This window comes from Schaalia turicensis (assembly GCF_019380255.1).
Taxonomy (GTDB): domain Bacteria; phylum Actinomycetota; class Actinomycetes; order Actinomycetales; family Actinomycetaceae; genus Pauljensenia; species Pauljensenia turicensis_A.
Genome location: NZ_CP048928.1, coordinates 415,165 through 438,843, shown reverse-complemented (window position 1 = coordinate 438,843; position 23,679 = coordinate 415,165). Strand labels below are relative to the sequence as shown.

General features: G+C 56.3%; 15 protein-coding genes and 1 other RNA gene. 5 read left to right on the top strand and 11 right to left on the bottom strand.

Annotated features, from left to right (window positions below; genetic code table 11):
* The first annotated feature begins 278 nt into the window (after nucleotides 1-278).
* Nucleotides 279-581 (top strand): hypothetical protein, encoded by a 303-nt coding sequence (locus tag G5S47_RS01880; RefSeq protein ID WP_219585690.1) that lies wholly within the window; start codon nucleotides 279-281, stop codon nucleotides 579-581.
* Between the two features lie 262 nt (nucleotides 582-843).
* Here the strand turns inward: G5S47_RS01880 and G5S47_RS01875 are convergent, their stop codons facing one another.
* The 8 genes from G5S47_RS01875 to gdhA all read right to left on the bottom strand — a co-directional run bounded on the left by G5S47_RS01875 (nucleotide 844) and on the right by gdhA (nucleotide 8,452).
* Nucleotides 844-1,257, bottom strand: a complete 414-nt coding sequence (locus tag G5S47_RS01875; protein ID WP_219585689.1) for a hypothetical protein — start codon at nucleotides 1,255-1,257, stop codon at nucleotides 844-846.
* Nucleotides 1,258-1,379: 122 nt separating this feature from the next.
* Nucleotides 1,380-1,756, bottom strand: a transfer-messenger RNA (tmRNA) gene (ssrA, locus tag G5S47_RS01870).
* 214 nt (nucleotides 1,757-1,970) lie between these two features.
* Nucleotides 1,971-2,501, bottom strand: coding sequence for an SsrA-binding protein SmpB (smpB, locus tag G5S47_RS01865; protein ID WP_006680933.1), 531 nt, complete (start codon nucleotides 2,499-2,501; stop codon nucleotides 1,971-1,973).
* Nucleotides 2,502-2,688: 187 nt separating this feature from the next.
* Nucleotides 2,689-3,957, bottom strand: a complete 1,269-nt coding sequence (locus tag G5S47_RS01860) for a peptidoglycan DD-metalloendopeptidase family protein (protein ID WP_219585688.1) — start codon at nucleotides 3,955-3,957, stop codon at nucleotides 2,689-2,691.
* Between the two features lie 2 nt (nucleotides 3,958-3,959).
* Nucleotides 3,960-4,874 carry a permease-like cell division protein FtsX gene (ftsX, locus tag G5S47_RS01855; RefSeq protein WP_219585687.1) on the bottom strand — a complete coding sequence of 305 codons (915 nt, stop codon included), beginning with the start codon at nucleotides 4,872-4,874 and terminating at the stop codon, nucleotides 3,960-3,962.
* 2 nt (nucleotides 4,875-4,876) lie between these two features.
* Entirely contained in the window at nucleotides 4,877-5,566 is a 690-nt protein-coding gene (gene ftsE / locus G5S47_RS01850) for a cell division ATP-binding protein FtsE (protein WP_006680930.1), read from the bottom strand.
* Between the two features lie 274 nt (nucleotides 5,567-5,840).
* Entirely contained in the window at nucleotides 5,841-6,965 is a 1,125-nt protein-coding gene (gene prfB, locus G5S47_RS01845) for a peptide chain release factor 2 (protein WP_103632381.1), read from the bottom strand.
* Between the two features lie 125 nt (nucleotides 6,966-7,090).
* Nucleotides 7,091-8,452 (bottom strand): NADP-specific glutamate dehydrogenase, encoded by a 1,362-nt coding sequence (gdhA, locus tag G5S47_RS01840; protein ID WP_219585686.1) that lies wholly within the window; start codon nucleotides 8,450-8,452, stop codon nucleotides 7,091-7,093.
* Nucleotides 8,453-8,672: 220 nt separating this feature from the next.
* Here gdhA and G5S47_RS01835 point away from each other — a divergent pair, with 220 nt between their 5' ends.
* Entirely contained in the window at nucleotides 8,673-10,262 is a 1,590-nt protein-coding gene (locus G5S47_RS01835) for a phosphotransferase (RefSeq protein ID WP_257878504.1), read from the top strand.
* Nucleotides 10,263-10,372: 110 nt separating this feature from the next.
* Here the strand turns inward: G5S47_RS01835 and G5S47_RS01830 are convergent, their stop codons facing one another.
* Complete coding sequence (locus tag G5S47_RS01830; protein WP_219585684.1) at nucleotides 10,373-13,840, bottom strand: ATP-dependent helicase; 3,468 nt, start codon at nucleotides 13,838-13,840, stop codon at nucleotides 10,373-10,375.
* Between the two features lie 3 nt (nucleotides 13,841-13,843).
* Complete coding sequence (locus G5S47_RS01825) at nucleotides 13,844-16,993, bottom strand: PD-(D/E)XK nuclease family protein (protein WP_219585683.1); 3,150 nt, start codon at nucleotides 16,991-16,993, stop codon at nucleotides 13,844-13,846.
* Nucleotides 16,994-17,087: 94 nt separating this feature from the next.
* On the opposite strand from G5S47_RS01825, the gene G5S47_RS01820 reads away from it, so the two are divergent.
* Nucleotides 17,088-17,309, top strand: coding sequence for a DUF3107 domain-containing protein (locus G5S47_RS01820; RefSeq protein ID WP_006680924.1), 222 nt, complete (start codon nucleotides 17,088-17,090; stop codon nucleotides 17,307-17,309).
* An 80-nt stretch (nucleotides 17,310-17,389) separates the two neighbouring features.
* Here G5S47_RS01820 and G5S47_RS01815 read toward each other — a convergent pair whose 3' ends face one another.
* Nucleotides 17,390-18,019, bottom strand: a complete 630-nt coding sequence (locus G5S47_RS01815) for a ferritin-like fold-containing protein (protein WP_006680923.1) — start codon at nucleotides 18,017-18,019, stop codon at nucleotides 17,390-17,392.
* A gap of 251 nt (nucleotides 18,020-18,270) precedes the next feature.
* On the opposite strand from G5S47_RS01815, the gene G5S47_RS01810 reads away from it, so the two are divergent.
* Nucleotides 18,271-20,115 carry a DEAD/DEAH box helicase gene (locus tag G5S47_RS01810; RefSeq protein WP_219585682.1) on the top strand — a complete coding sequence of 615 codons (1,845 nt, stop codon included), beginning with the start codon at nucleotides 18,271-18,273 and terminating at the stop codon, nucleotides 20,113-20,115.
* A 260-nt stretch (nucleotides 20,116-20,375) separates the two neighbouring features.
* Complete coding sequence (gene cas9 / locus G5S47_RS01805; protein ID WP_103632375.1) at nucleotides 20,376-23,678, top strand: type II CRISPR RNA-guided endonuclease Cas9; 3,303 nt, start codon at nucleotides 20,376-20,378, stop codon at nucleotides 23,676-23,678.
* Nucleotide 23,679: the final 1 nt, after the last annotated feature.

The following is a 23,679-nucleotide window of genomic DNA, read 5'->3' as shown; positions in this document are numbered from 1 at the left end:
TGTTCGCGTCGGTTCCGATGGTGTTCCGCGCCCGTATGGTCGCGTGGCGCGGCTTCGGTGGGAGAATGACGGCGCGCCGGTGCTCGAGCCGCCGAGGTGCGAGGGGGCCTCGGCTACTGGCAGAGGAGCGGCGTGAAGGAGGACGCCACCTAACCGAGATGCTCGACTGTTCCCCCAACACAAGAGCACCCCAACACAGTGGGGGCGGGGACCCCGTACCCGGGGCCGGACAGCCCTTTCCCGCCCTCTACCGACACCACCACATGCAGGAAGGACACATGATGACTGTCGTACACCGACCCCAGAGGAAACCCATCCGCCGAGCTCCGCTCCCCGACCCGTTCGCGACGCCGCCCGCCGGAGTGATCAACGGGGCCGCGTTCACCATCACCCGCCCCGGCGACCCGTCCGACGGCCTCGACCCCGGCGACGTGCCCAACCCGTTCGACGCACCCGCCGACACGACGGGGCCCGTCCTCAGCGTGCCAGAGACGACGATTCGCGACCTCGACGACGTGGCCCGCCTCGAGCACATCCTCAAGGCGTACAAGGCCGCCCGTACCGAGTGGGCAACCCGCTAACCGTTGGGTTGTTCGTCGTGTCAGCGGATCAAGGCGGCAGGTCGTTTCCGGCTTGTAGGGGGGAAGCAGGGAGGGGAAATGAGCCGCCCGAAGATGCGGGACTCTACTCGTTTCCGGCTTTGAGAGCGTGGAAGCAGGAAGGCTCATAGACGCGCGTCAGAGACGACAGAAAGCATGTTGCCCGGCCAATCCTCCCACGCAAGCTGTGAAAGGCCATCTACGGTGCTCCTGCGCGCTGTTTTCGACCATCCTGTGGGCGCGCCTAAGCCGGGGCGGGGGCGGCGTGACCCATCAGGCATGCAGGAGAACACCCCTGCGCCCACTCGTAACGTACTCCCCTGTGCTCAGGCCACAAGTCCACCATGTACGGCAGGACGGGCGCAACGGCCGCACAGTCCGCATAGCCGACGCCGAGCGCCGACTCGCGAAGCCGCTCAGAAAGTTCGCGGGCCTCGCCGGGAGTGAGCGTCAGGACGACCCGCATCCGCTCCGAAGACGGGACGGGCTCACGCCGCCCATTCTTGGAGATCCCCGATTGAAGGAGGGAGAGGCGAACTTCAACAGTCCCGCCCTCACGGTCGCTCACTCCGACGACCTCGAGGAAAGAGCGTCGGGCGGGGTCCTTGTAATGGTGACCGTGGCGAGAGAGCGTGAGCGGATCAAGTTCGAGAAGCATGGGGGTGTCCTTCCTGGAAGGGGCGCAACCATGCAGTTTGAAGAGCTGATTCCTTGCCGATGTAGCACGTAGGTAGCACATACCCCCCCTCAATGGGGGTTTTTCGTTGGAATCATGCGGATTGGTGGAGATGGGGGGAATCGAACCCCCGTCCGACGGCCGGCCCCGAGGTCTTCTCCGGGCGCATCCTGCTATTGATTTCTTAGCTTGTGACGTCATGCAGGCCTGCTGTCAGCGAAGCTCAGTCGATGAAGTGTCGGAGCGCGCCCACCGACATGGCGCGCACCCAGTGGCCCCCTGAATGACGCCAGACACCAGGCTGAGGGCACCACCTGGGCTGACGGACTAAAGGTTCACGCGGCGATATCAGGCGGCGAGAACGTAGTCGGTGCGGTTCTGTTCGGCACCTATTGGTTTGCACGCAGCGTTAACGAGTTGAGCGCACATTCTCGGTCCGCTTCCCCTCGATCGACGACCGCCGTCGAAACCGATCATCCCCTATTGAGTTCTTCACTCACCGGCAAACAGACTGCCGGGTTGGCTCTTCAACGAAGTTCTAAGACTCATCGAAGAACCGTTTCCAACCGTTCGGCTGGACGTTTAAGAATAACCCCGCTTACGCGAAGTTTCAACAGCTAGCGCAATGCCAGCAAACGCAAGGTTTCAGCAGAAAACGCACCACGCACGAAGCTGGCACCCGCTACCTGTATACGCTACTTGTAGTTCGGTCGCTTCGTGTAGGCGCGCATCGCGCGTTCAGCTTCACGCTTATCCTGCGCCTCGCGCAACGACTGGCGCTTGTCCCATTCCTGCTTGCCTTTGGCCAGCGCGATCTCAACTTTGGCGCGACCGCCGATGAAGTAGAGCTCCAGTGGGACGACCGTGTAGCCCTTGGCCTGCACCTTCTGGCCGATCCGCTCAATTTCTGAGGCGTGCAGTAGCAGCTTTCGCTTCCGCGTTGGCGCGTGATTGTTCCAGGAGCCCTGCGCGTACATCGGAATATTCGCGCCGTACAGCCATGCTTCGCCGTCTTTGACCTCAACCCACGAGTCGATCAGCGACGCGCGCCCCATCCGCAGAGCTTTCACTTCGGTACCCGACAGGACAAGACCGGCTTCCCACGTATCTTCGATCAGATAGTCGTGGCGCGCCTTCTTGTTCCGCGCGATCGTCTTCTTCGCGTCCGATGCAGCTTTGCGCTTCTCGCCTTCGGTCAGCTTCGGCTTCTTCCAGTCTTTCGGCATCGTGCACCTCCTTTCTTTGATTGACGAGGCCGCGCCCCGCCACTCAAGGCGTTAATTCTAACGCCTCCGCGGGCAGGGGGCTTGCTCAAGCCTCGTAAAATGCCAGTATCAACGGAAGGCGGGGACAAGCTGAGCTTGTCCCCGCCTTCCGACTCAGCCAATCATCAGATCAGCGAGCCACATTGGCTTACAAGTACCCCATCGGGTCAACGTTCACGCCGTTCTGCAGAACACCGAAGTGCAGGTGGCAACCGGTGGCATAGCCGGTCATGCCGACCTCGCCAAGCACTGTTCCGGCACTCACCGACTGTCCGGGCGAAACATAGATGCGTTGCATGTGCAGGTATTCGGTGATCACGGAGTTACCGCCGAGCATTCCGTGGTTCACGTCCACGTAGTTGCCGGCAGAGATACTGCTTGAAACATCCAGAACAACGCCGGATGTCATCGCGTAGACGGGCTCACCACACTGCGCAGCGAGGTCAACGCCCGAGTGGTACTTCTGATAGCCGAGCACAGGGTGCATACGCCAGCCGAAGGGCGACGTAATAATCATCGAGCTGTCTTGAACCGGGTTATGGAAACCGCTCGCATTCGCCGACGAGTAGATCCTGTTCGCAGCCCTGTTAGCCGCATCGATCTCTTGAATCTTCGCGGTCTGAGCATCATAGTCAGCCTGCGCCTGAGCCAGCTGTTGGTTCACTTCGGACTTCTTGGAGTCCCACTCCGCTTGCTTCACTTGGGCGTCAGCTTTGGCTTTTTCTAGGGCGTCAACACCCGCTTGGGCTTCAGCTTCTGCCGCCGCAGCGTCATCAAGGGCCTTCTGAGCTTGAGCTTCAAGTGCTGCCACGCGGTCAGAGATTGCTTGCTGGCGACTTGCTTGGCTACGTTGGGTCGCTTTCATTTCCATCGCAGCGTTGAGCGCTTGGGCTTGAGAACGGGCCATGGCGTCAGCCGCTGATGCTCGATCGTCAATTGACTCGGTTCCACTCTTCGTCAGGGCAAGCAGGACTGCAGAACTAGTGCCGTCCTGGTACATGGAGCGAGCCAAGTTACCGATCGCCTTGTTGGCTTCCTCTTGGCGTGACGAGGAAGCGTGGACCTCTTCATCAATCTCAGCTTTCTTCGCTTGAGCGACCTGAAGTTGTCCCATTGCGACTTCGTGTTCACGATTCGCAGCATCGCGCTTCGCCTGAGTGGCCTCCAGTGCTTTCTGAGCAGCAGGAATCTGCGCGTTTGCTGCTTCAAGGTCGTAGAAGAGCTGCGAGAGTGTCGCATCAATACCCTCAATCTCAGTCTTGAGATTAGAAACTTGCTGAGCCGCGGCATCCTGTTTGCTCACAGCATCATCTCGCTCGTCAGCATTCGCGGGAATGAAGCTGTACATGCACAGCGCACCAATCGATGCGCTCCATGCAACTGCAACAGGAACGTGAAGACGAATCGACTTCTTCATGATCAGACCTTCGTGTATTTAGCCAAGGAAACTGCGGACGCGATCAGTGCCAACGCAACCGCTGCGAGGATAAGGATCGGCGTCATAATCCACACTTGGGTGGCGCCGATAAAGCTGGTCCAGCTGAATGACGGAGCCAACCAGCCTTGGACAAGGAAGTGAACGCCGGCGAACAGTGTTCCCACTGCCAGGATTGCGCCGGCGATTGCGGCAAGCGCACCTTCGATCATGAAGGGTGCTTGGATGAACAGGTTCGAGGCACCGACGTAACGCATAATTTGTGTTTCCGTCTCGCGACTCATTGCCGACAGGCGGATCGTGGTCGAAATCAGCAGGATGGCGGCGATAATCATGACACCACCCAGGCCGAGGGCCATCAGGCGCGCAGCGTCAATGACGTTGAACAGCGGCTCGATAATTTCGCGCTGGTCTTTCACCTGGGAAACACCGGCAGCACCGGAGAATTCTTCCTTGATGATTGAGTACTGCTCGGGGTCAACGAGCTTCACGCGGAAGGAAACGGGCATCATGTCTACCGTTGTCCATTCGCTGATCGTGGAATCCCCGTAGAGCTTCAAGTAGTTTTCGTACGCTTCTTCCTTGGATTCTTCGTATACGTTCTTCACGTACTGCGACATGTCCGCGGAATTGAGCTTGTCACGAACGGCGCTGATCTGAGCCTCGGTCGCTTCCGTTGCGTTACAGGACGGCGTTGCATCGTCGGTGGCGCACATGTAGATCGAGACCTCAATCTTGTCGTACCACTGCGATTTCATCTGCATGACCTGCATCTGCGATAGGCCAGCAACACCGACGAATAGGAGGGAAACGTAGGTGACGATGATGACGGCGACGGACATTGCACGGTTGCGCGCCAGTCCCTTGCCGACTTCAGAGAGAATAAAACGAAGCTTCATGGTTAGTTCACCGCCCCGTAGACGCCACGCGACTGGTCTCGGATGACGTGACCGCCCTGTAGCTCGATGACGCGCTTGCGCATCTGGTTCACGATGTCGGCGTCGTGGGTTGCCATGACAACCGTGGTCCCCTGGCGGTTAATACGGTCCAGAAGACGCATGATGCCAAGCGAGGTATCGGGGTCGAGGTTACCGGTGGGCTCATCCGCCAGTAGCAGTTCGGGACGGTTCACCATTGCGCGTGCGATTGCGACGCGCTGTTCTTCACCACCGGAGAGTTCGTGGGGCAGGCGGTTTTCCTTACCTGCCAGATCAACCAACGCCAGTGCTTCTGGGACGGCGGTCTTAATAGCGTGCTTCGGCTTACCAATCACCTGCATTGCGAGCGCGACGTTTTCGTACACGGTCTTTGATGGGAGCAAGCGGAAGTCCTGGAAGACGGTTCCGACTTGACGGCGAAGTCCTGGCACCGCCCAGTTACGGAGCTTGGAGACCTCTTTGCCGAGGACCCACACGTGACCGGAGGTTGCTTTAATTTCGCGCATCACAAGCTGAAGGAAGGTGGATTTGCCCGAGCCGGACTTACCGACAAGGAATACGAATTCTCCCCGTTCAACTTCCAAAGACACATGGTCGAGCGCAGGCTTCGCACCTGCGGTGTACACCATGGTTACGTCATCAAATCGAATCATTAGGCCGTCCAATTGAAGGTTATGGTCTCAATCAGACTAGGCAAGGTTTTCTAACGCGGGCTGAAGCGACACGCGCCGGATTCAGTTCCGCCCCCGCCACCTGTTAAATCCGTCCCCGCCACCTGTTAAAAAGGTGACGAGGGCGATACTTTCAGCGTTTTCTAGCCAACTGCTTCGCCGTGGCGCGAGCTTACGCTTCAGTGCAGTATGTCGACCATGATCGACGAGGCCGACCAGCGTTCGCTTCTTTTCCCTGACTCGGGATCGGATCAGGTCAGGCCTCTGCCTGTTCGTTCGCTTGGTTCTTGCGCCAGCGGATGCCTGCGTTAATGAAGCCGTCAATGTCACCATCGAAAACGTTCTGCGGGCTACCGGATTCGAACTGGGTACGAAGGTCTTTCACCATCGTGTAGGGCTGGAGAACGTAGGAACGCATCTGGTCACCCCACGATGCCTTCACATCACCGGCGAGTTCCTTCTTCTTCGCCTGTTCTTCTTCATGGCGAAGGACAAGAAGTCGGGATTGGAGGACTCGAAGAGCGGCCGCTCGGTTCTGAATCTGCGACTTTTCGTCCTGCATCGACACGACAATGCCGGTTGGAATGTGCGTCATACGAACAGCGGAGTCGGTCGTGTTCACGGACTGACCACCGGGACCGGACGAGCGGAAGACGTCGATCTTCAGTTCGTTTTCCGGAATTTCGATATGGTCGGTGGATTCGATCAGCGGGATAACTTCGACTGCCGCGAAGGAGGTCTGGCGACGTCCCTGATTGTCGAAGGGGCTGATTCGGACCAGACGGTGAGTGCCTGCTTCAACCGAGAGGGTGCCGTAGGCGTAGGGAGCCTGGACTTCGAAGGTTGCCGACTTCAAGCCAGCTTCTTCGGCGTAAGACGTATCCATCACCTTGGTCGGGTAGCCGTGGCGTTCTGCCCAACGCAGGTACATACGAAGCAGAATCTCTGCGAAGTCAGCGGCGTCAACACCACCTGCGCCGGAGCGGATCGTGATGACAGCATTGCGCTCGTCGTACTCACCATCAAGCAGGGTACGAATTTCAAGGTCGGAGATATCGGCCTTCAACGTGGCAAGATCTCCGTCGGCTTCTTCCAGGATCTCTGCGGATTCTTCAGGATCTTCACCTGCCATTTCAACCATGGCTTCAAGATCATCGATGCGATCCACCATCTTGGTCACGCGATCGAGTTCGCTTTGACGATGGCTGAGGGCCGAGGTCACTTCCTGGGCGTGTGACGGGTCATCCCACAAATCGGGGGCCGTTGCCTGCTTCTCGAGGTCTTCAATTTGGCTACGGAGCTTATCGGGTTGGACGACCGCGAGGACGTTCTCCATAGTCGTACGCAGGTTCTGGATCTCTTCTGAAAATTCTGTAGCCACGCCACTACACTAGTCGATTCAGAGCATCTGGTAGATACATCACTGCCCAGTAGCGGTATGAGGTTCAACCTACACACCGCCACCGGGCAGGGTTTGAAGCGTTCAGATGCTCACAATACGGCTGATCAGATCAGACCAAAATCAACCATCGAGTCAGCAACCTTCAGGAAGCCCGCAAGGTTTGCGCCAGCAACATAGTCTCCGGCCACACCATATTCTTCGGCAGTTGCAACCGAGTTCGCGTGGATGTTCACCATGATCTGGTGAAGCTTCGCGTCGGTCTCCTCGAACGCCCACTGCGTACGACCCGAGTTCTGCTGCATTTCCAGAGCGGAGGTGGCAACACCACCCGCGTTCGACGCCTTGCCGGGAGCGTAGGCAACACCCGCGGACTGCAGGGCTTCAATCGCTTCCGGGGTGGTCGGCATGTTTGCGCCCTCAGCGACCAGCTGGACGCCGTTCTTAATCAGGGTGTTCGCGGCCTCAACGGGGAGTTCGTTCTGAGTTGCACACGGCAGAGCGACGTCACACGGCAGATCCCAGATGGAGCCGCCCGAAACAAATCGCGCCGACGAACGCTCGCTGGCGTAGTCGGAAACGCGGCCTCGTCGAACTTCCTTGATGTCCTTCAAAAGTGCAACATCAATGCCAGCCTCATCCACCACGTAACCGGAGGAGTCCGAGACGGCGATGACAGTCGCGCCCAGCTGCTGAGCCTTTTCAGTCGCGTAGATGGCAACGTTCCCGGAGCCGGAAACGACGACCTTCTTGCCGTCGAACGAGGTGCCCTTCGACTTCAGCATTTCCTCGGCAAAGTAGACCAAGCCGTAGCCGGTTGCTTCGGTACGCGCGAAGGAACCGCCCCAGTTCAGACCCTTGCCCGTCAGGACACCCGCATCGTAACGGTTGGTGATGCGCTTGTACTGGCCGAAGAGGTAGCCGATCTCGCGACCACCAACACCGATGTCACCTGCGGGAACGTCGGTGTCGGGACCGATGTGGCGGTAGAGCTCAGTCATGAAGGACTGGCAGAAACGCATGACCTCAGCATCGGACTTGCCCTTCGGGTCGAAGTCGGAGCCACCTTTGCCACCACCAATCGGCAGGCCGGTCAGGGAGTTCTTGAAGATCTGTTCGAAGCCAAGGAACTTAATGATCGACAGGTTGACGGACGGGTGGAAGCGCAGACCGCCCTTGTACGGGCCGATCGCGGAATTGAACTCAACGCGGTAGCCACGGTTCACCTGGATCTTGCCGTTGTCGTCCATCCAAGGGACACGGAACATGATCTGGCGTTCCGGTTCGACAACGCGCTTAAAGATCTCAAGGTCAGCGTATTCAGGCTTGCGCTCGGCAAGCGGAGCAATCGTCAGCAGGACCTCGTAGACGGCCTGGTGGAATTCGGGCTGCCCCGGGTCGCGGGCAACAACGGCCTCGTAAACAGGTCGAAGAGTGTCGGACAAACGATTCATATCAAGTGTGCTCATGCCCTAATTATGGGCATGTATTACACATACTTGACCATCCCTTTCCACATATTGACCCTTTCAAGAAAGATCACATACTTTGAACCTCTTCCCGAACCGGCCACTCACTACGGCATTCAGCCAAATCATCGGCGAGGCCGGCCTCGTCGACCACAAAAACCTGACGAAGCGCAAGCCGCACCATCGCTTCAGGCACACACCCATGTACCGTTAAACTGTGATGCGCCCGAAAACTCCGCTTGAACTTGCTGCCCTAGCGACCGCCGCTGTCCCCGGACTTTCCGTTGCGGGTCTGCGCGAACCACAATTTGCCGACGAGGTTCTTTCCGTCACCGGCATCATCGATTCAGCCGGCAATAAATGGACCGTCACCTGCCCGCACTCCAGCGTCGGCGGACTCGATTTGGACGCTCAGTCAGGCGTCCTCACCCGGCTGGCGAAAGCGAAAGACGCGAAGAAAATCCCCTTCGACGTCCCGCGAATCCACGGCACAACCCTGACCCCTGAAGGTGATCGTGTCATCGTCCACCAAGACCTTGGCGGGCACCCGATGAGCGACGACGACTTCGACAATCCGAACCTTCTTCCCGATTCGCTCGGTAAAGCCCTTGCAGCACTTCACAACCTTCCTCCGGTCATTTACACCGGCATTAACCTGCCCGCATACTCCGTCTCTGAATGTCGCGAACGCCATCTGGCGATGCTTGACGAGGTGGCGTCTCAGGTCCTGATTCCCGCGAACCTCTGGAACCGTTGGGAAGCAGCCCTTGAGGATCTGTCATTGTGGCGCTTCCCCGCAGCCCCGATCCACGGCGATATTCAAGGCAATTCCGTCATCGTCGAAGCGGGCATTGTTCGCGCGATGACTGGCTTCACTTCTGCGCACGTCGGCGATCCCGCTCAGGACATCGCGTGGGTTCTTGCGTCTGCATCGGATGCTTTCTTGGAGCGTTTTCGCGCCGCATATTCTCAGGAACGAACGGTTGCTGATCTGCAGTTATTTACTCGTGCGCAACTGTTGTCTGAGCTTGCTATTGTGCGCTGGCTGGTTCACGGCTTGCACGCGGAAGACCGAAGCATCATTTCTGACGCGCGCCACATGCTCAGTGAGCTTTCAACAGATCTGGGGGACGCGCAAATCGTTGAACGCCCGCATGCGCATGTTGCTCAGACACAGGATTCTCAGGCTTCTGATTCTGGCACTACCGCACCTTCCGCCCCATCGCCTGCATCTTCTGCTTCCGTGCCGTCGCCTTCCGTCTCCTCTGCCTCCGATTCTGCTTCTTCTTCGCGCCGGGCACCAGCTTTCTCCACGTCCTCCTTTGCTGGCGCAGAGCTTGCGAACCAGAAGACTGAGGTCATTGATTTCAACGTCGTAGCAGGCCGCCTCGGCGCCGCCAATCTTTCAGATTCTGACGATTACTCGGACTCCGGCGACTACGCAGCCCCGGATCGTTGTGCCGACGATGACTCTTACTCTGAAGTCGATGCTGATTGTGATCAGGACGCGCCCGAAGAAAAGGCGAGTCTTGCAACACGATTTGGTTTGCCAGCATCACTTTTCACCAGGTTTGGGCGTCATGGGCGTCACGGGCACGACGTTGAAACGTTGCTTGCGGACTACGACGATGCCAATAAGCGCGTGGATGATAACCGCGCAGATGATGACGATCCGCAACAGTCCGGTTCTCAGTCAGAATCCGATTCGGCTTCCACGTCTTCGGCTCCCTCGCCTTCGTCCGTTTTACGCGCTTCTACCGATGTGAACGAGGCTCCGACTGAGCGCCTGCACTTCTTGGATCAGGAGTAATGGCCAGAGACTGAAGCAAGTTCCGGCGAAGCATATTTGGCGCATTTGTTCGTGCCCACGCGGTGTCCGTGTGGGCACGAACTGTCGTGTGGGCCCGAACTGTATTGCGCCTAGGCCCGCTTCAAGGTCCTTTTCACTTCGTCTTCTAGGCTTTCTTCGAGGCCTGCACCACCTAGTTTCACCAGATCATCAAGGGAAACAGTTGTGTTGGCATCCACGAAGGCAAGCATCGGAGTGATTGATTCTTCCGCGAGCCCGGTGAGTTGCGACCAGGCCAGCCGGTAGAGGCGGAGCTGAGTCGCGTAGTAACGCAGTGTTTCCTTCTTCGTGTTCCTGTGTGGAGCCCGCCCCGTCTTCCAGTCGACGATGATTGTTTTACCGTGTTTGTCTTCGAAGACAGCGTCGATCCTGCCATTGACTGAAATATCAGCGACCTTGACGCTGAATGCTTCTTCGATAGCGATCGGTGTGCCCGTTTTGACGATGGGAAGCTCGACGAAGTTGTCCTGCATGTGTCGCAATCGGGCGCGTTCGTGATCATCAAGGGTCTCGATCCCAGCAACGGGCTCATCGCGTTCTTCTGCGCTGGCAAGATGCAGTTGTCGTTCAACCCACGCGTGGAAAATCGTTCCAAGCGTTGCGCTGTCGCTGGGTTGAGCGGGCATGGGTCTGCGCATATCCAGAGCAAACGCGTCGATGTCTTCGAGCATCTTTGAAACCGAGGTTGCCGGAATATGATCCTGGTGGATCACCATGGTTTCTTTGCTTGATGCAAGTCGATGTTCCTCAATGAGCGCTGTCACGTCTTTAACGCGCTGAGATTCACCCAAGGCGTCGAGCAGTTCGAAGACGTCGGCGTCCGTTTTCAGCTCTGCTTGAGCTTGTCGCACGCGCTGGGCTCCTTTGGCGACCGCTTGACGTGATGGACCAATTTCGAAGGGGAAGTAGATGGTGTCTTCCTCACTGTCTTGCGCAAACGACTCCGATGTTGGAGCTTCGGGAATGACGTCGTTTAAGCCGTCGATTCGTTTTTGAAGTTCCTGCAACTCGTTGCCGTCTTTGACATCCACGTTTCCGTTTGCCCACACGACTTGCCCTGTCGCCAAGGTCTGTTCGAAGTCTTCGATCATCGCATGCCGTGATGCCATGAGGTAGCGGGAAGGGTTTCGTAGGGTTTTGCTCTCATCCAGCCACGAGCCGATGAGGAGTTGCGTGTGGCGTGCTCGTGTCATTGCCACGTATGCCAGACGACGTTCTTCCCTTTCTACGTGTGCACCAAGTTCCGGCCCATACACGGTCTTTAACCACTTTGAGAATCCTGCGGATGGGGTGCGTCCGTTAGAAACATCAATGGTGAAAGGTGGGAGGTCGCCATAGTCACCTCGCAACGGATGCGGGAGTTCTTCAGGAGCCATGACCCAGCCGGTTTGGGCTGGAGGCTCGTCCCGCCAATACACGCTCTTGCTACGGTGCGAGGGGAAAATTGTATCGGACATTCCAAAGACAATGACGCTATCCCATTCCAGGCCTTTGGATCCGTGCACTGTCAGGATCTGCACTGCGGACGGGTCCGGTTGAACGTCAACGCCTTTGAGCCCTGCCGGATCGCTTTCTGCAACGTTCAGCCATTCGACAAGACCAGCAAGAGTGGGGTTATCAACGCTTGATTCGTATTCTGCAATCTGGTCGATAAAGGCATCGAGCGATTCCCTAGCACCTGAACCCAGCGGGTCGGCGATCGCATCATCGAGGATCCCCATGATCTGGCTTGCTCGTTCTGCGAGTTCAACCAGCCCATGCCCACGCAACGAGCGTAGTTTTCGCAGGCGCTCTCCGAGGCGAAGAACGCGACGATATCCACCTTCAGAGAACGATGGACCATCAAGCGCCTCCGTCTGCGCATCCGATTCTTGAGGAGCATCGTTGGCACTCTCTGCAACGGAATCGGATTGTGACGATCCCGCTTGACGATTCGTAGACGTCCATCCCACTTCCGGAGGAGAATCAACGGCTGACAGAAGCACGCCCTCATACGGAGTTCCTCTGCTCTTACGGTTCAGACGGCTTGCCCACTGCCCCAGCAAACGCAGGTCGGACGCTCCGATATCTTCACGAACAAGGAGTCTCAACAGGGCAGGAGATGCATCTACTGAGTTCGTAATCTCGAGGGCTGCACGCAGGTCAGCAACAACCGGTTGTTCCAGCAGTCCGCCGAGCCCGAGAACTTGGGTGGGAATGCCATGCTCGCGAAGTGCGCGGTCAATGGGAAGAAAGTGGCTCTTCTTGCGACAGAGAATGCCGATCTTCCACTCACTCCGATGGGTATTGCGAAGGCGTTGCACGTAGTCAACAACGTGCGCGATCTGAGCATCGCGATCAGCTTCATAGGCAATTTCAACATCGCCTTCAGTTGCCAATGTAGATTCGACGAGGACCGGAGACGTTGCAGCATGCGAATGTGAGCGAAGCGGTTTTGCCACTTCGTTGGCGCATACAAGGATCTGACGATCGTTACGCCACGCGGTTGATAGCGTCAGAGTCTGTTCCGGCTTGGGTTCTTCAGAACAGAAACGTTCCATGAATGATTCTAGCGAGGATGCCGAAGCACCTCTCCAGCCGTAGATTGCTTGGTTCGGGTCGCCGACGGCAGTCACCGCCTGGTCTTTGAAGAGCGTTGACAGGAGTTCCATCTGGATGACAGAGGTGTCCTGGAATTCATCGAGCAGAACAAGCCCATATTCTTTACGAATCTGTTGAACAACATCGGGCACGGTATTCACGATTCGAGTGGCCAGGATCAGCTGGTCTGAAAAATCCATGACTCCGAGTTCACGCTTACGGCGTTGGAACTGGGCAATGGGATCAAGGAGGGCGATACGAAGCTGGTTACGCGCCTGCACCTTACGCGCATCTTCGTTAGAATCGCCGACTTCGGTGAGTTCCGCTCCGAATTGTCCCAACTGTTCGCGAGCTTGTTCGATGCTGAGTCCATGCTCCCCCAACTGTCCGTTGAGGCTCAACGCCGTCGTGACCGCAGACGAAATCGTGATGTTCTCATCGAGGCGTTTCGGCCAATTCGTCATGATGTCTGTCATCAGCTGAACCGAACCAGCTTGGCTGAGCATTGTGACGTCAGGATTCAAGCCGATCCGTAAACCGTGTTCGCTGACAATCTGCCCCGCGAAGGCGTTGTAGGTCATTGATGTCGGTTCTTCATGCGGGTCGATCATCTTTGTTTTCGCAGAAGAATCATCATCGTTGCTGATCTTTTCCTTTTCGGAAGCTCCGATGCCAATGCTGAGTTTCTTCAATCGTGAACGTAGACGATCTTTCAGTTCACCTGCGGCTTTCTTTGTGAAAGTCAGGCCCAGAACACGCGACGCTGTGATGTCCGGTTCGTTGGCAACCGCCCAGAGAACGCGCATTGCCATCGTTTCCGTTTTGCCCGAACCCGCGCCAGCAACGACCAGCAGCGGGTGTAGAGGTGATTCGATGACTTTAATTTGCTCTGGGGTCGGATGGATTTTGGGGTTAATCAGTCGCTGGATCTCTTCAGCGCTATAGACATGCTGTGTCATTGTTCAGTCCACCGTCCTTCGACCGCTGTCTTGTGCAGGACATGAGCGCGCAAACACGCACCGTGAGCACTTCGTATTATCTGGTTTCGCCTGCAAGCGAATGCCACGCGCGATTTCTCCTGCGCTTTGAATAACGGCATGCCAGGCGCATTTTTCGTCTTCGTCAAGAACGCTTTGCGTGCGCTCTTGCAGTTTCTTTGCCAGAAAGACCAGCTTGGCACCGTTGACTTCACTGGCCTGACGGTCAAGCCCTAGGTCTGCACCGTTTGCGATCATCTGAGCGAGAGCAATCTGATAGATCGCCAGCTGAGCGTGATCTTTTGCTTCTTGTTTGGTCGCAACTTTTCCTGTTTTAAAGTCAACAATGTGAACGCGACCATCGGGGTCAACCTCAAGGCGATCCAGGCGTCCACGGATCGTGACGCCATCCATGTCGACTTCGATCGCCCGTTCGGTAGCAATCTCAATGTCGTGCGGACATTGCGCGAGGTATTCAGCAAGATGCTCAACCTTGTCGAGGGCGGCATCTTTAAACTCAATTCCGCCCCAGGTCTGCATATCGATATCGATTCTTTCTAGCTCCTGGAGCAGGTGGGATTGGAGTTCTTCTGTGCTCCCGCGAGGGAAGACTTCAGCAAGCTCGTGGATTATTTGCCCAACTGATTGAGCATTCGTGGCACGAGGCTGTGCACCGATAGACGAGAAGAACCAGCGAAGAGGACAATCCATCATCGCTTCGATACGCGACGGAGAAAGAACAACGCGTTGAGAGGCAATGCGTTGCTGGGAAGTCAGCGGACCTTCACCAGTCCATTCATCGGGGTCCGCCGAGGAAATGCCTTCTCGAGCCAAAAGAGCAAGAAGAGATGCTGCCGTCGCTTCGTCTTCGCTTTCATCGGGCGCAGATGCAGCACGACGGAGTTCAGCGATCTGACCTTCGAGGTTCAAAGGAGCAGGTGCCGGAGTCGGAACTGCTATGTCACCGCCCTCTTGGCCTTCAGGATTCACAAGAATCGCGTAAAAGCGTGAAGGCGCATAGTCTTCAGCGACGACAACACCAAGATGCAGATATGTTGAACATCGAGAAACTGCGGCTGCCAGCAGACGACGTTCGTCATCAAGGACAGCTCTGCGCGCCACCTGAGGTTCATCGAGAAGAACACGCCCATTCGCGCCGTCACCTGTCCTACCTAAAGCAACATCCGCCAGCAGGTCACCACGCATCGCGCGTGTGCGCAGGCGCGTATTTGGCCACACACCGTCTTGCAACCCTATGAGGACGACTACGCTCCAATGGCGACCCATCGCTTGTGCCGGAGTAATCACACGGACACCGTCAGGCCGTACTGCAACGCGACTGATCGTATCGACGGGGACAGTGTGATCAAGCAGTTCTTTTGCGAAATCGCGGGCGTTCCCATCAGGGTTACGTTGCTCCCAGACGTCTGCCACGCGCATCAGGGAGAGAACAGCGTCCAGCTGGTCGTCGTACCACGATGAGTCCTGATCATTGGCTAGAGCGCGCTCTTTCCAGTCGTCACCAACATTTGCCGCATCCCACAGCATCCATAGAAGTTGGCGTGGACGCTGTTCTTGATCCGTTGAAATGCCCCACATCTGCGCCGCGCGTTGCAATTCCGGCGGTACAAAACCGATTTCCTGGTTCGTCAAAAGATCCGGCTGGCTCATCAACGTGGAAGCCGTAACCAGCGGAGCATCCTGGATGCTTGCACCCATCCATGCGCTGACCCGTTGAAGAAGCGAATAGAGTTTCATCCCATCGCATTGGATCAGTGGCGAATGAATAAGAGCCTCTGCACATTCATCGCCACGCGCCTGCGGGTGAGAATTCATCAGCTCAAGAAGAATGCGAGTTGTTGCAATACTCCGGAAATCGAAGGCAGTAGAGTGCGAGGTAACCGGGATTCCACCGCGACGTAAATAGCGACGAGTTTCTTCAGCGAGGGCCTCTGATCTGACGATGACGACCTGATCTTTCCAAGCAATCTTGTCGTGCAAGAAGTGGGCACGCAGGGCATGCGATACGTGTGCACCAAGCTGCGCGTATGAGCCACCAACGTGGGTGATTACCTTGCCGTCGAGCTTCTGAGCCTGCGGAGCAACCCCGCATTGACGCCGAGGATTGTTGTCCGAATGCGCAATGCCCTGGGCGATCACCTTGTAGCGTTCACGCAGAACGGGCGCGGTTGTGTACACGTCACCCAGCTCATGAGAATTCAGATGGAGCGTCTTTTCAAGGCGACCATCCAAATGGGGCTCACCACCACGGTACGTAGCGACGGCAACATCTGAGTCAGCAAAAGCGACAATACGACTACCCAGCTGATGCAGTTGGGCGAGCAGAGTGATAGTGGATGCCGTACAGTCCTGCAGGTCGTCGACGATGACGAGGTCAGGAAGTGGCCGTTCGCCCGTGATACCCAGAGAAGCAGCTTTGTCCTGCCACTGTCCAAGAACATCTGCTGCCAGGGCTTGGATACGAGAAATGTCAACCGCCAGTGTGCCCTGATACTCAAGAGCGAATTGAGGTTGTTCAAGGTAGCGTCGGAGCAGTTCACCGGCTGCGACCCACTGGGGTTTATCAAAGTCATGACCGGCGCGACTGAGCGCGATACCGTCCATTCCGGCTTCACCCGCGCGCGAAAACAGATCCCTGAGTTCATCGCGGAAAGCAGACATTCCGCGCATTTCCTGCGAGATTGAGTCCGGCCATTCAATATCAGCTGATTCCAGTAGATCTTGGATCAGCTGATCCTGCATTGCGCCGGTGACAAGCTCAATGCCACCCAGGGGTTCTTGACGTTCAACGCGCCACTGATTCACAATCCGATACGCGAAAGCTGACAGGGTACGAACAGGTCGAAGAGTACGGGGAGCAAAAAACTGAGCCCGAGGGGTCATGATCTGCGCACGAACGCGGTCAGGAACAATGATGACGGCATCTTCGCCTTTTTCAATTGCACGGCGGAAGACTTCTAACGCACATGTCGACCGCCCCGAACCTGGCGCACCACGAACGATAAGAGAATGCATTTCCGCTGAATCGCATGCCTGTTTCTGAGCATGATTCAGCGGCGGAATATCCGCCCATCCATGCGGGCGCGTAGCAATCTGTACGTTTATTTCGCTCATAGGGTAATCATCTCAGGAGGCATGTAGAAACCAATGTGCATAGCATTAAAGTCAGGTTCGAAAAACAGATCGCTCAGTGAGTGAAGGAGTGGGTATGAATATCATCGTCGGCGTTCGCGAAAGCACTCGTGAACTGCATCTTGAGTTGGATCTGACCGCTGATGAGCTGACTGCAAAGGTCGCTCAAGCGCTCACAGGCGACTCTCTTCTGGATCTGACGGACGCCGAGGGCGCTCGTTATCTTGTGCCCGGACACGCGCTGACTTTCGTGCAGATTGCCGACGAGCCCAAGCGGCGCGTTGGCTTCATGATCTGAAGCCCGGTCTTCATACACTGAACGCTCTTCCGCAGCTCGCAGAAGAGCGTTCAGGTGTGTCAGGCTGAGAGTTGACGCTGTTAGGCCTTCAGATGAATCTGCTCCATACGTTCACCGTGACGCTTGGTGACGAATGCGACGATCGCATCAACAGTGTCGGGGTCTTGGCCAAGGGCGGGGTGCGTAAACAGTGTTGCGCGCACTAGAGCGAATGCTTCACCTGCGACGCGTCGCGCCCACAAGGACAGGCGGGCGCCGAGTTGCTCGTCTGCGGAGATCAGCGGAGCGATATTGTCACGAACCCACTCCCCCTGCGTGACATCCCAGTTTCCGGCTTCTTCGATGAAGAGTTCGTGCCGGCTAGCGATTTCGCCGAGCAGGTCAGAGATAATTCCCATGGTCACGTAGGTTTTCACTGAGCGTTCGAACCATGTTGTCGGGCGTGTGCGAGCATCCAGATCGTCGTAGAGACCGTTGTACTGCCCAGCTGCTGCAGGCAGGTCGATGTCACGGTTCGTACACCAGGCTTCAAGCTGGGTGAAGAGTTCAAAAGCCCGTGCGGACATACGCGCATGCTCGATATGGGCTTCGATGGTCGGCGCTTGATCGCCGTCCTTTGACAGTCGCGTCATTGCGGCGAGTGCCGTGAACGCGAGCAGACCGATTACTTCAATATCTGCGGCTTCAACCGCACCGTTTTCAGTAGCCATGTTCTCAGCCTAGCCTCGTCTGCACTCCCCCGATATCTCAATCGCGAAGACGGATGTCCACGCAACCTGCGCACTTTCCCCACCCCGTGCGCATACTGAACGTGCGCACCCGGGCGGTCGGGGTGGCCTCGTGAATGTAGTGTGACCATATCCTCGGGCTGAAAACTGAGATGCCAACGTACAATGGGAGTGACCATAGCTGACCGGTCGCTTTGAATACCACGTTTTTGCGCGCGCTTGGCGCCTCGATAATGCGCGATCGGCTGCTACCCCCACCCCGGCGTTTCCGGGAGAGAAGGCAGATCGTGACTTCCACGAATACCCAGGGCACCAATGTGCCCGTTGAAAAAAATGACGAGGCCACCGCATTCACTCAAGTAGCTGACGTGCAGGAGGCAAGCAAGCCGAAAACCGTTGAATACTCCGCAGGCGTTGTCCGCCTAGGCACTATTGTTCCGGTCGCTGTTGAACCCGAAGCAACGCCGGACGTTGTGGACACGGGCGACGAGGATCTTGAGCACAAGTCCTTCGCTGATTTTGGCGTGACCGACCCGATCGTTGACGCGCTGGAAGATAAGGGAATCACGCACCCGTTCCCAATTCAGGCGCTGACGCTTCCGCCGGCTCTTGATCGCCACGACATTATTGGTCAGGCGAAGACGGGTACGGGCAAGACGCTCGGTTTCGGTATTCCGGTTCTGGAAGACGTTATTGCTCCTGATGAAGAGGGCTATGACGAATTGCTGAACCCGAACATGCCTCAGGCTCTGATCATCCTGCCGACACGCGAGCTGACGAAGCAGGTTGCCACTGACCTGCGCGAGGCTGCCGCCTACCTGTCGACACGCATCGTGGAAATTTACGGTGGTGTCGCGTTCGAACCTCAGATCGAGGCGTTGAAAAAGGGCGCGGACATTGTTGTGGGCACGCCCGGTCGTCTGATTGACCTGCTCCGAAAGGGTGTTCTGCATCTGAACGGTGCCGAGACGGTCGTTTTGGATGAGGCCGACGAGATGCTCGACCTGGGCTTCCTGCCCGACGTTGAGACGTTGCTTGCACGCACTCCCGCGAACCGCCACACGATGCTGTTCTCGGCAACCATGCCCGGCCCGGTTGTGGCTTTGGCTCGTAAGTTCATGGAACAGCCGACGCACATTCGCGCTCAAGATCCCGAGGATCAGAACCAGACCGTGAACTCCGTCAAGCAGGTGATTTACCGTGTTCACGCAATGGATAAGGTCGAGGTTGTCGCGCGAATCCTCCAGTCTGAGGGCCGTGGCCGTTCGATCATTTTCTGTCGCACGAAGCGCACTGCTGCCCGCCTTGGCGAGGATCTGACGGAGCGTGGTTTCGCAGTTGGTTCGTTGCACGGTGACTTGGGTCAGGGTGCTCGTGAGCAGGCTCTGCGTGCTTTCCGTAATGGCAAGGTGGACGTGCTCGTTGCTACCGACGTTGCCGCACGAGGCATCGACGTTGACGACGTCACCCACGTCATTAACTACCAGTGCCCCGAAGACGAGAAGATTTATATCCACCGTATTGGCCGTACCGGTCGCGCGGGACATTCGGGCGTCGCGGTCACGTTCGTGGACTGGGATGATACACCGCGTTGGTCATTGATTTCGAAGGCGTTGGGCTTGGGGGTTCCAGAACCGCTGGAGACCTACCACACCTCTGACCACCTGTTCACCGACCTTGATATTGCGCCGGACACCACGGGTCGCCTGCCACGCGCACAGCGTAAGCTTGCGGGCTTGAATGCCGAGGTCCTAGAGGACTTGGGTGGTTCTTCACCGCGTGGCGCTCACGGTTCACGAGGCCGCTCTGGCCGTTCGGGTGCTCGCTCCGGTTCGGGGCGCGGAGGTAGCAAGGGTGGATCCGGTTCGAGGGGTCGCTCGCACTCACCGGAACGTAATCGTCGTTCAAAGGACGGGGATCGCGAGTTCCATGCGGGCCAGCAGGGTCGTTCTGACCGTGGAACGAAGGGGCGTGGTCGTGGCAACCACACGCAGGTTCCGCGCACTGAGGGCTCAGCGCCGAAGGCTCGGCGTCAGCGTGTGCGCCGTCGTAAGGACAAGGGTGGCAGCGCCGAGTAGGGCACTCATTCGTGCCTCTCATCTTTCTTGAGCATTGGGTTGTGCCAAACGCTCCCATTGAGAAGCTCGCGCGTGTATAGTGACACTTAACTGATTCCCAGTAAGCGCCGACTCGTTAGCGGCGTTGAATGCTCCACCGGGTCACTCTTTCGAGTGGCCCGGTCTTTTTGTTCCCTCTGTTTTCTCTGATGAGAGGGCTGATACCTGAATAAGACGCGAATGCAATTTCATTTCTACATGGTCTATGTCACTATAAAAACATGTTTTGCAAGGACGCTTCTCAGCAGCTTCGTTACCGTGTTGGCATTGACGTAGGCACACACTCCATTGGTTTTTGTGCGGTTGAGGTCGATGAATCGGGTATGCCGATTCAGCTTTTGAACTCAATGGTGCATATGCACGATTCAGGCATTGATCCTGGTGGAAATAAGACTGCGACGACTCGCTTGGCAGAAGCTGGGGTAGCAAGACGAACGCGTCGACTCATCCGCCGTCGCAAGAAGCGCCTACACGAGCTTGACGCCTTCATTGAAGAATGTGGCTGGCCACTGGTTGATCTCGCAACTATTACTGACGCACGTTCTCCGTGGCGAATTCGTGCACGTCTTGCAACGGAACACATTGACGATAAAGCAGAACAAGACAAGCTACTGTCGATTGCGCTCCGCCATATGGCACGTCATCGTGGGTGGCGTAGCCCCTATGCTCGTATTTCGTCTCTTCACATTCAGGCGGATCCTTCCGAGCAGTTGAAGGCTCTTGCTGAACGGGTTTCTGAAAAGACAGGTATTTCCTTAACAGCCGATCAGACTCCTGCGCAGCTCATCTCTGTCTATCTTGATGTGTTTGAAACAGGCAAGTTGCGTGGCCCAAAGGGAATCTTGGGTGGCAAGCTCATGCAGTCTGATAACGCGAATGAGCTTCGGCGTATTGCTACCGTTCAGGGGCTTGATAATGATCTCCTGAAGAAGATCATTGGCTTTGTTTTTGCTGCCGAATCGCCGAAGGGAAGCGCCGCTAAGCGGGTCGGTAAAGATGTTTTACCGGGAGCACACGGGCTTCGTGCAGAGAAAGCTCATCCTGCGTTCCAGCAGTTCCGTATCGTCAGCATCGTCCAGAATCTACGTATCAAAGAAGGGACAGAGCTTCGTGCACTAACCCCAGAAGAGACGGAGATTGTTGTTGATTTCCTGAATCAAGCTGGTCTCACTGAGGCTCCGACATGGGAAGAGGTCGCCGATAATCTTGAGATTCCGCGTTCACATCTGAAAGGAACAGCCACCGAGGGGTTCGATGGGATTGCTCCCAGTACACGACCACCTTTTGATGTCACATCGCAGAAGATTCTCAATGGAAAGCTGAAGAAGCTCTCCGCATGGTGGAAAGATGCTGATTACGATCACCGCTGTGCCATGGTGAACGCTCTGTCCAACGTGGGCTCTGATGACGAGGGGTCGCTTGCTGATGACGACGTGCGCGAGTTCCTGTCTGATTTCACTGATGAAGAGCTAGAGGCTCTAGATAAAGTTGAATTGCCTGGTGGTCGCGCAGCCTACTCTGTTGATTCGTTGGAAAAACTGACCAATACGATGCTGTCCGAAGGGTGCGATCTGCACTCTGCTCGTAAGATCGCCTTCGGGGTGGATGATTCGTGGACTCCCCCAGCCGAGCCGATTGGACAGCCTGTTGGAAACCCAGCCGTTGATCGTGTTTTGAAGCAGGTTGCGCGTTGGATTAGTGCTGCAACAAACCAGTGGGGAACTCCAGAATCGGTCAACATTGAGCATGTCCGAGACGCTCTCGGTAGCGAAAAAGCTTCACGCGAATATCAACGTTCTTTGCAAACGCGCCGTAATCGCAACGAGAAAATCTTCGCTGAAATGCGTGAGCGTCTCGATATTGGTGGAAAGCCTCGTGGGTCAGAGCTGACGCGTTATTTGGCTCTACAACGACAGAATTGCCAATGCCTGTACTGTGGCATGCCGATTACCTATACCGATGCTGAGATGGATCACATTGTTCCTCGAAAAGGTGCTGCATCAACAAACACTCGTGAAAACCTTGCTGCTGTTTGCCGAGCGTGCAATCACCAGAAGTCGAATCTTCCCTTCGCTGTCTGGGCTGAACAGACTAAACGACCAGGAGTCAGCCTGAAGGAAGCGTACAAGCGCGTCAGTGATATGAGGATTGAACCCGGCATGAATGGTCGTGAAATGAACGACTTCAGGAAGGCGATTCGTCTGCGTCTGAAAACGAAGCATGCTGATGCGGAGATCGATGGTCGATCGCTGGAATCTGTTGCGTGGATGGCGAACGAACTACGTCATCGCATTGAGGGCTTCTACCGTTCAGCAGAAAACGATGTGACGGTTCGGGTGTTCCGTGGTGCTGTAACTGCAGAGGGACGTCGCGCATCTGGGTTTGAGAGCCGAGTTAATCTGATCGGCGGAAAGGGTAAAACGCGTTTGGATCGGCGCCATCATGCGATGGATGCATTAACGATTGCTTTGATGGAGCCCGGGATTGCTCAGACTATTGCACTACGCATGAATATGCGCCAGTCCCAGCGAGTACTAGGTGAACAGGAAACCTGGAAGTCCTTTACCGGCGGAAGTGATACCGCACGGAAGCGTTGGGAACACTGGTGCGAGGAAATGGTTCGTGCCTCTGAGTTGTTCAATGTTTTCTTAGCAGAAGATCGCATCCCGATCTGCCAGAACAAACGTCTTCGACTTGGCTCTAGTTCGGTGCACGAGGACACTGTGAAGCCTTTTAAAGCATCCGATAAGCGCATTGTCAGCGATGCGATGCCAGTGGAGCTGATTGACCGCGCCTCGACTCCTGCTTTGTGGACAGCACTGACACGAGATCCGGATTTCGATCCAAAGGAAGGTTTGCCAGCGAATCCTTCGCGCACTATTCGTCTTCACGACAAGCGTTTGGGCCCGAACGAAACCGTGGATTTTTTCCCGACTGCAGCCGCTTATTTGGCTATTCGTGGAGGCTACTGCGAGATCGGAGCTGGGATCCATCACGCTCGCATCTTCCGTATCTCGGGTAAGAATACAACGTATGCGATGTTGCGTGTCTATCAGTGCGATCTGGTGCGCTTCCAGAAGGAGGATCTATTGACTGTTGAACTTCCAGCAAACACGATCAGCGTGCGCACGGCAGTTCCGAAGTTGAGGGAGGCCCTCGCTAATGGAACAGCTGAGCAAATTGGCTGGCTAGTTGTCGGGGACGAGTTGAAGATTGATCCGTCTGGATTCACGACAGGACAGATCGGAACCTTCAATGAAACCTACCCGCAGGCAACGAGGTGGGAGGTTACTGGGTTCCCAGATAAAGCTAAACTCGGTTTGAAACCACTGCTCATCGCAAGCGAAGGCTTAGCTGACGACGCCCCAGACGACATCGTTAAAATCGTAGAAACGAAAGGCTGGCGGCCTGCTATTGATAAACTTCTGAAAATTGGGAATGTTTTTCTGTATCGACGTGATACGCACGGAAAACCACGAGTAGTTTCACACCGTTCCCTTCCCCTTTCGAGTAAGTTGCAATAGG

Excerpts from the sequence above, each read along its gene's own strand:
- G5S47_RS01880 (WP_219585690.1), top strand. The coding sequence starts at position 279 with ATGATGACTGTCGTACACCGACCCCAGAGGAAACCCATCCGCCGAGCT.
- G5S47_RS01875 (WP_219585689.1), bottom strand. The coding sequence starts at position 1,257 with ATGCTTCTCGAACTTGATCCGCTCACGCTCTCTCGCCACGGTCACCAT.
- smpB (WP_006680933.1), bottom strand. The coding sequence starts at position 2,501 with ATGCCGAAAGACTGGAAGAAGCCGAAGCTGACCGAAGGCGAGAAGCGC.
- G5S47_RS01860 (WP_219585688.1), bottom strand. The coding sequence starts at position 3,957 with ATGAAGAAGTCGATTCGTCTTCACGTTCCTGTTGCAGTTGCATGGAGC.
- ftsX (WP_219585687.1), bottom strand. The coding sequence starts at position 4,874 with ATGAAGCTTCGTTTTATTCTCTCTGAAGTCGGCAAGGGACTGGCGCGC.
- ftsE (WP_006680930.1), bottom strand. The coding sequence starts at position 5,566 with ATGATTCGATTTGATGACGTAACCATGGTGTACACCGCAGGTGCGAAG.
- gdhA (WP_219585686.1), bottom strand. The coding sequence starts at position 8,452 with ATGAGCACACTTGATATGAATCGTTTGTCCGACACTCTTCGACCTGTT.
- G5S47_RS01835 (WP_257878504.1), top strand. The coding sequence starts at position 8,673 with ATGCGCCCGAAAACTCCGCTTGAACTTGCTGCCCTAGCGACCGCCGCT.
- G5S47_RS01830 (WP_219585684.1), bottom strand. The coding sequence starts at position 13,840 with ATGACACAGCATGTCTATAGCGCTGAAGAGATCCAGCGACTGATTAAC.
- G5S47_RS01825 (WP_219585683.1), bottom strand. The coding sequence starts at position 16,993 with ATGAGCGAAATAAACGTACAGATTGCTACGCGCCCGCATGGATGGGCG.
- G5S47_RS01820 (WP_006680924.1), top strand. The coding sequence starts at position 17,088 with ATGAATATCATCGTCGGCGTTCGCGAAAGCACTCGTGAACTGCATCTT.
- G5S47_RS01815 (WP_006680923.1), bottom strand. The coding sequence starts at position 18,019 with ATGGCTACTGAAAACGGTGCGGTTGAAGCCGCAGATATTGAAGTAATC.
- G5S47_RS01810 (WP_219585682.1), top strand. The coding sequence starts at position 18,271 with ATGCGCGATCGGCTGCTACCCCCACCCCGGCGTTTCCGGGAGAGAAGG.
- cas9 (WP_103632375.1), top strand. The coding sequence starts at position 20,376 with ATGTTTTGCAAGGACGCTTCTCAGCAGCTTCGTTACCGTGTTGGCATT.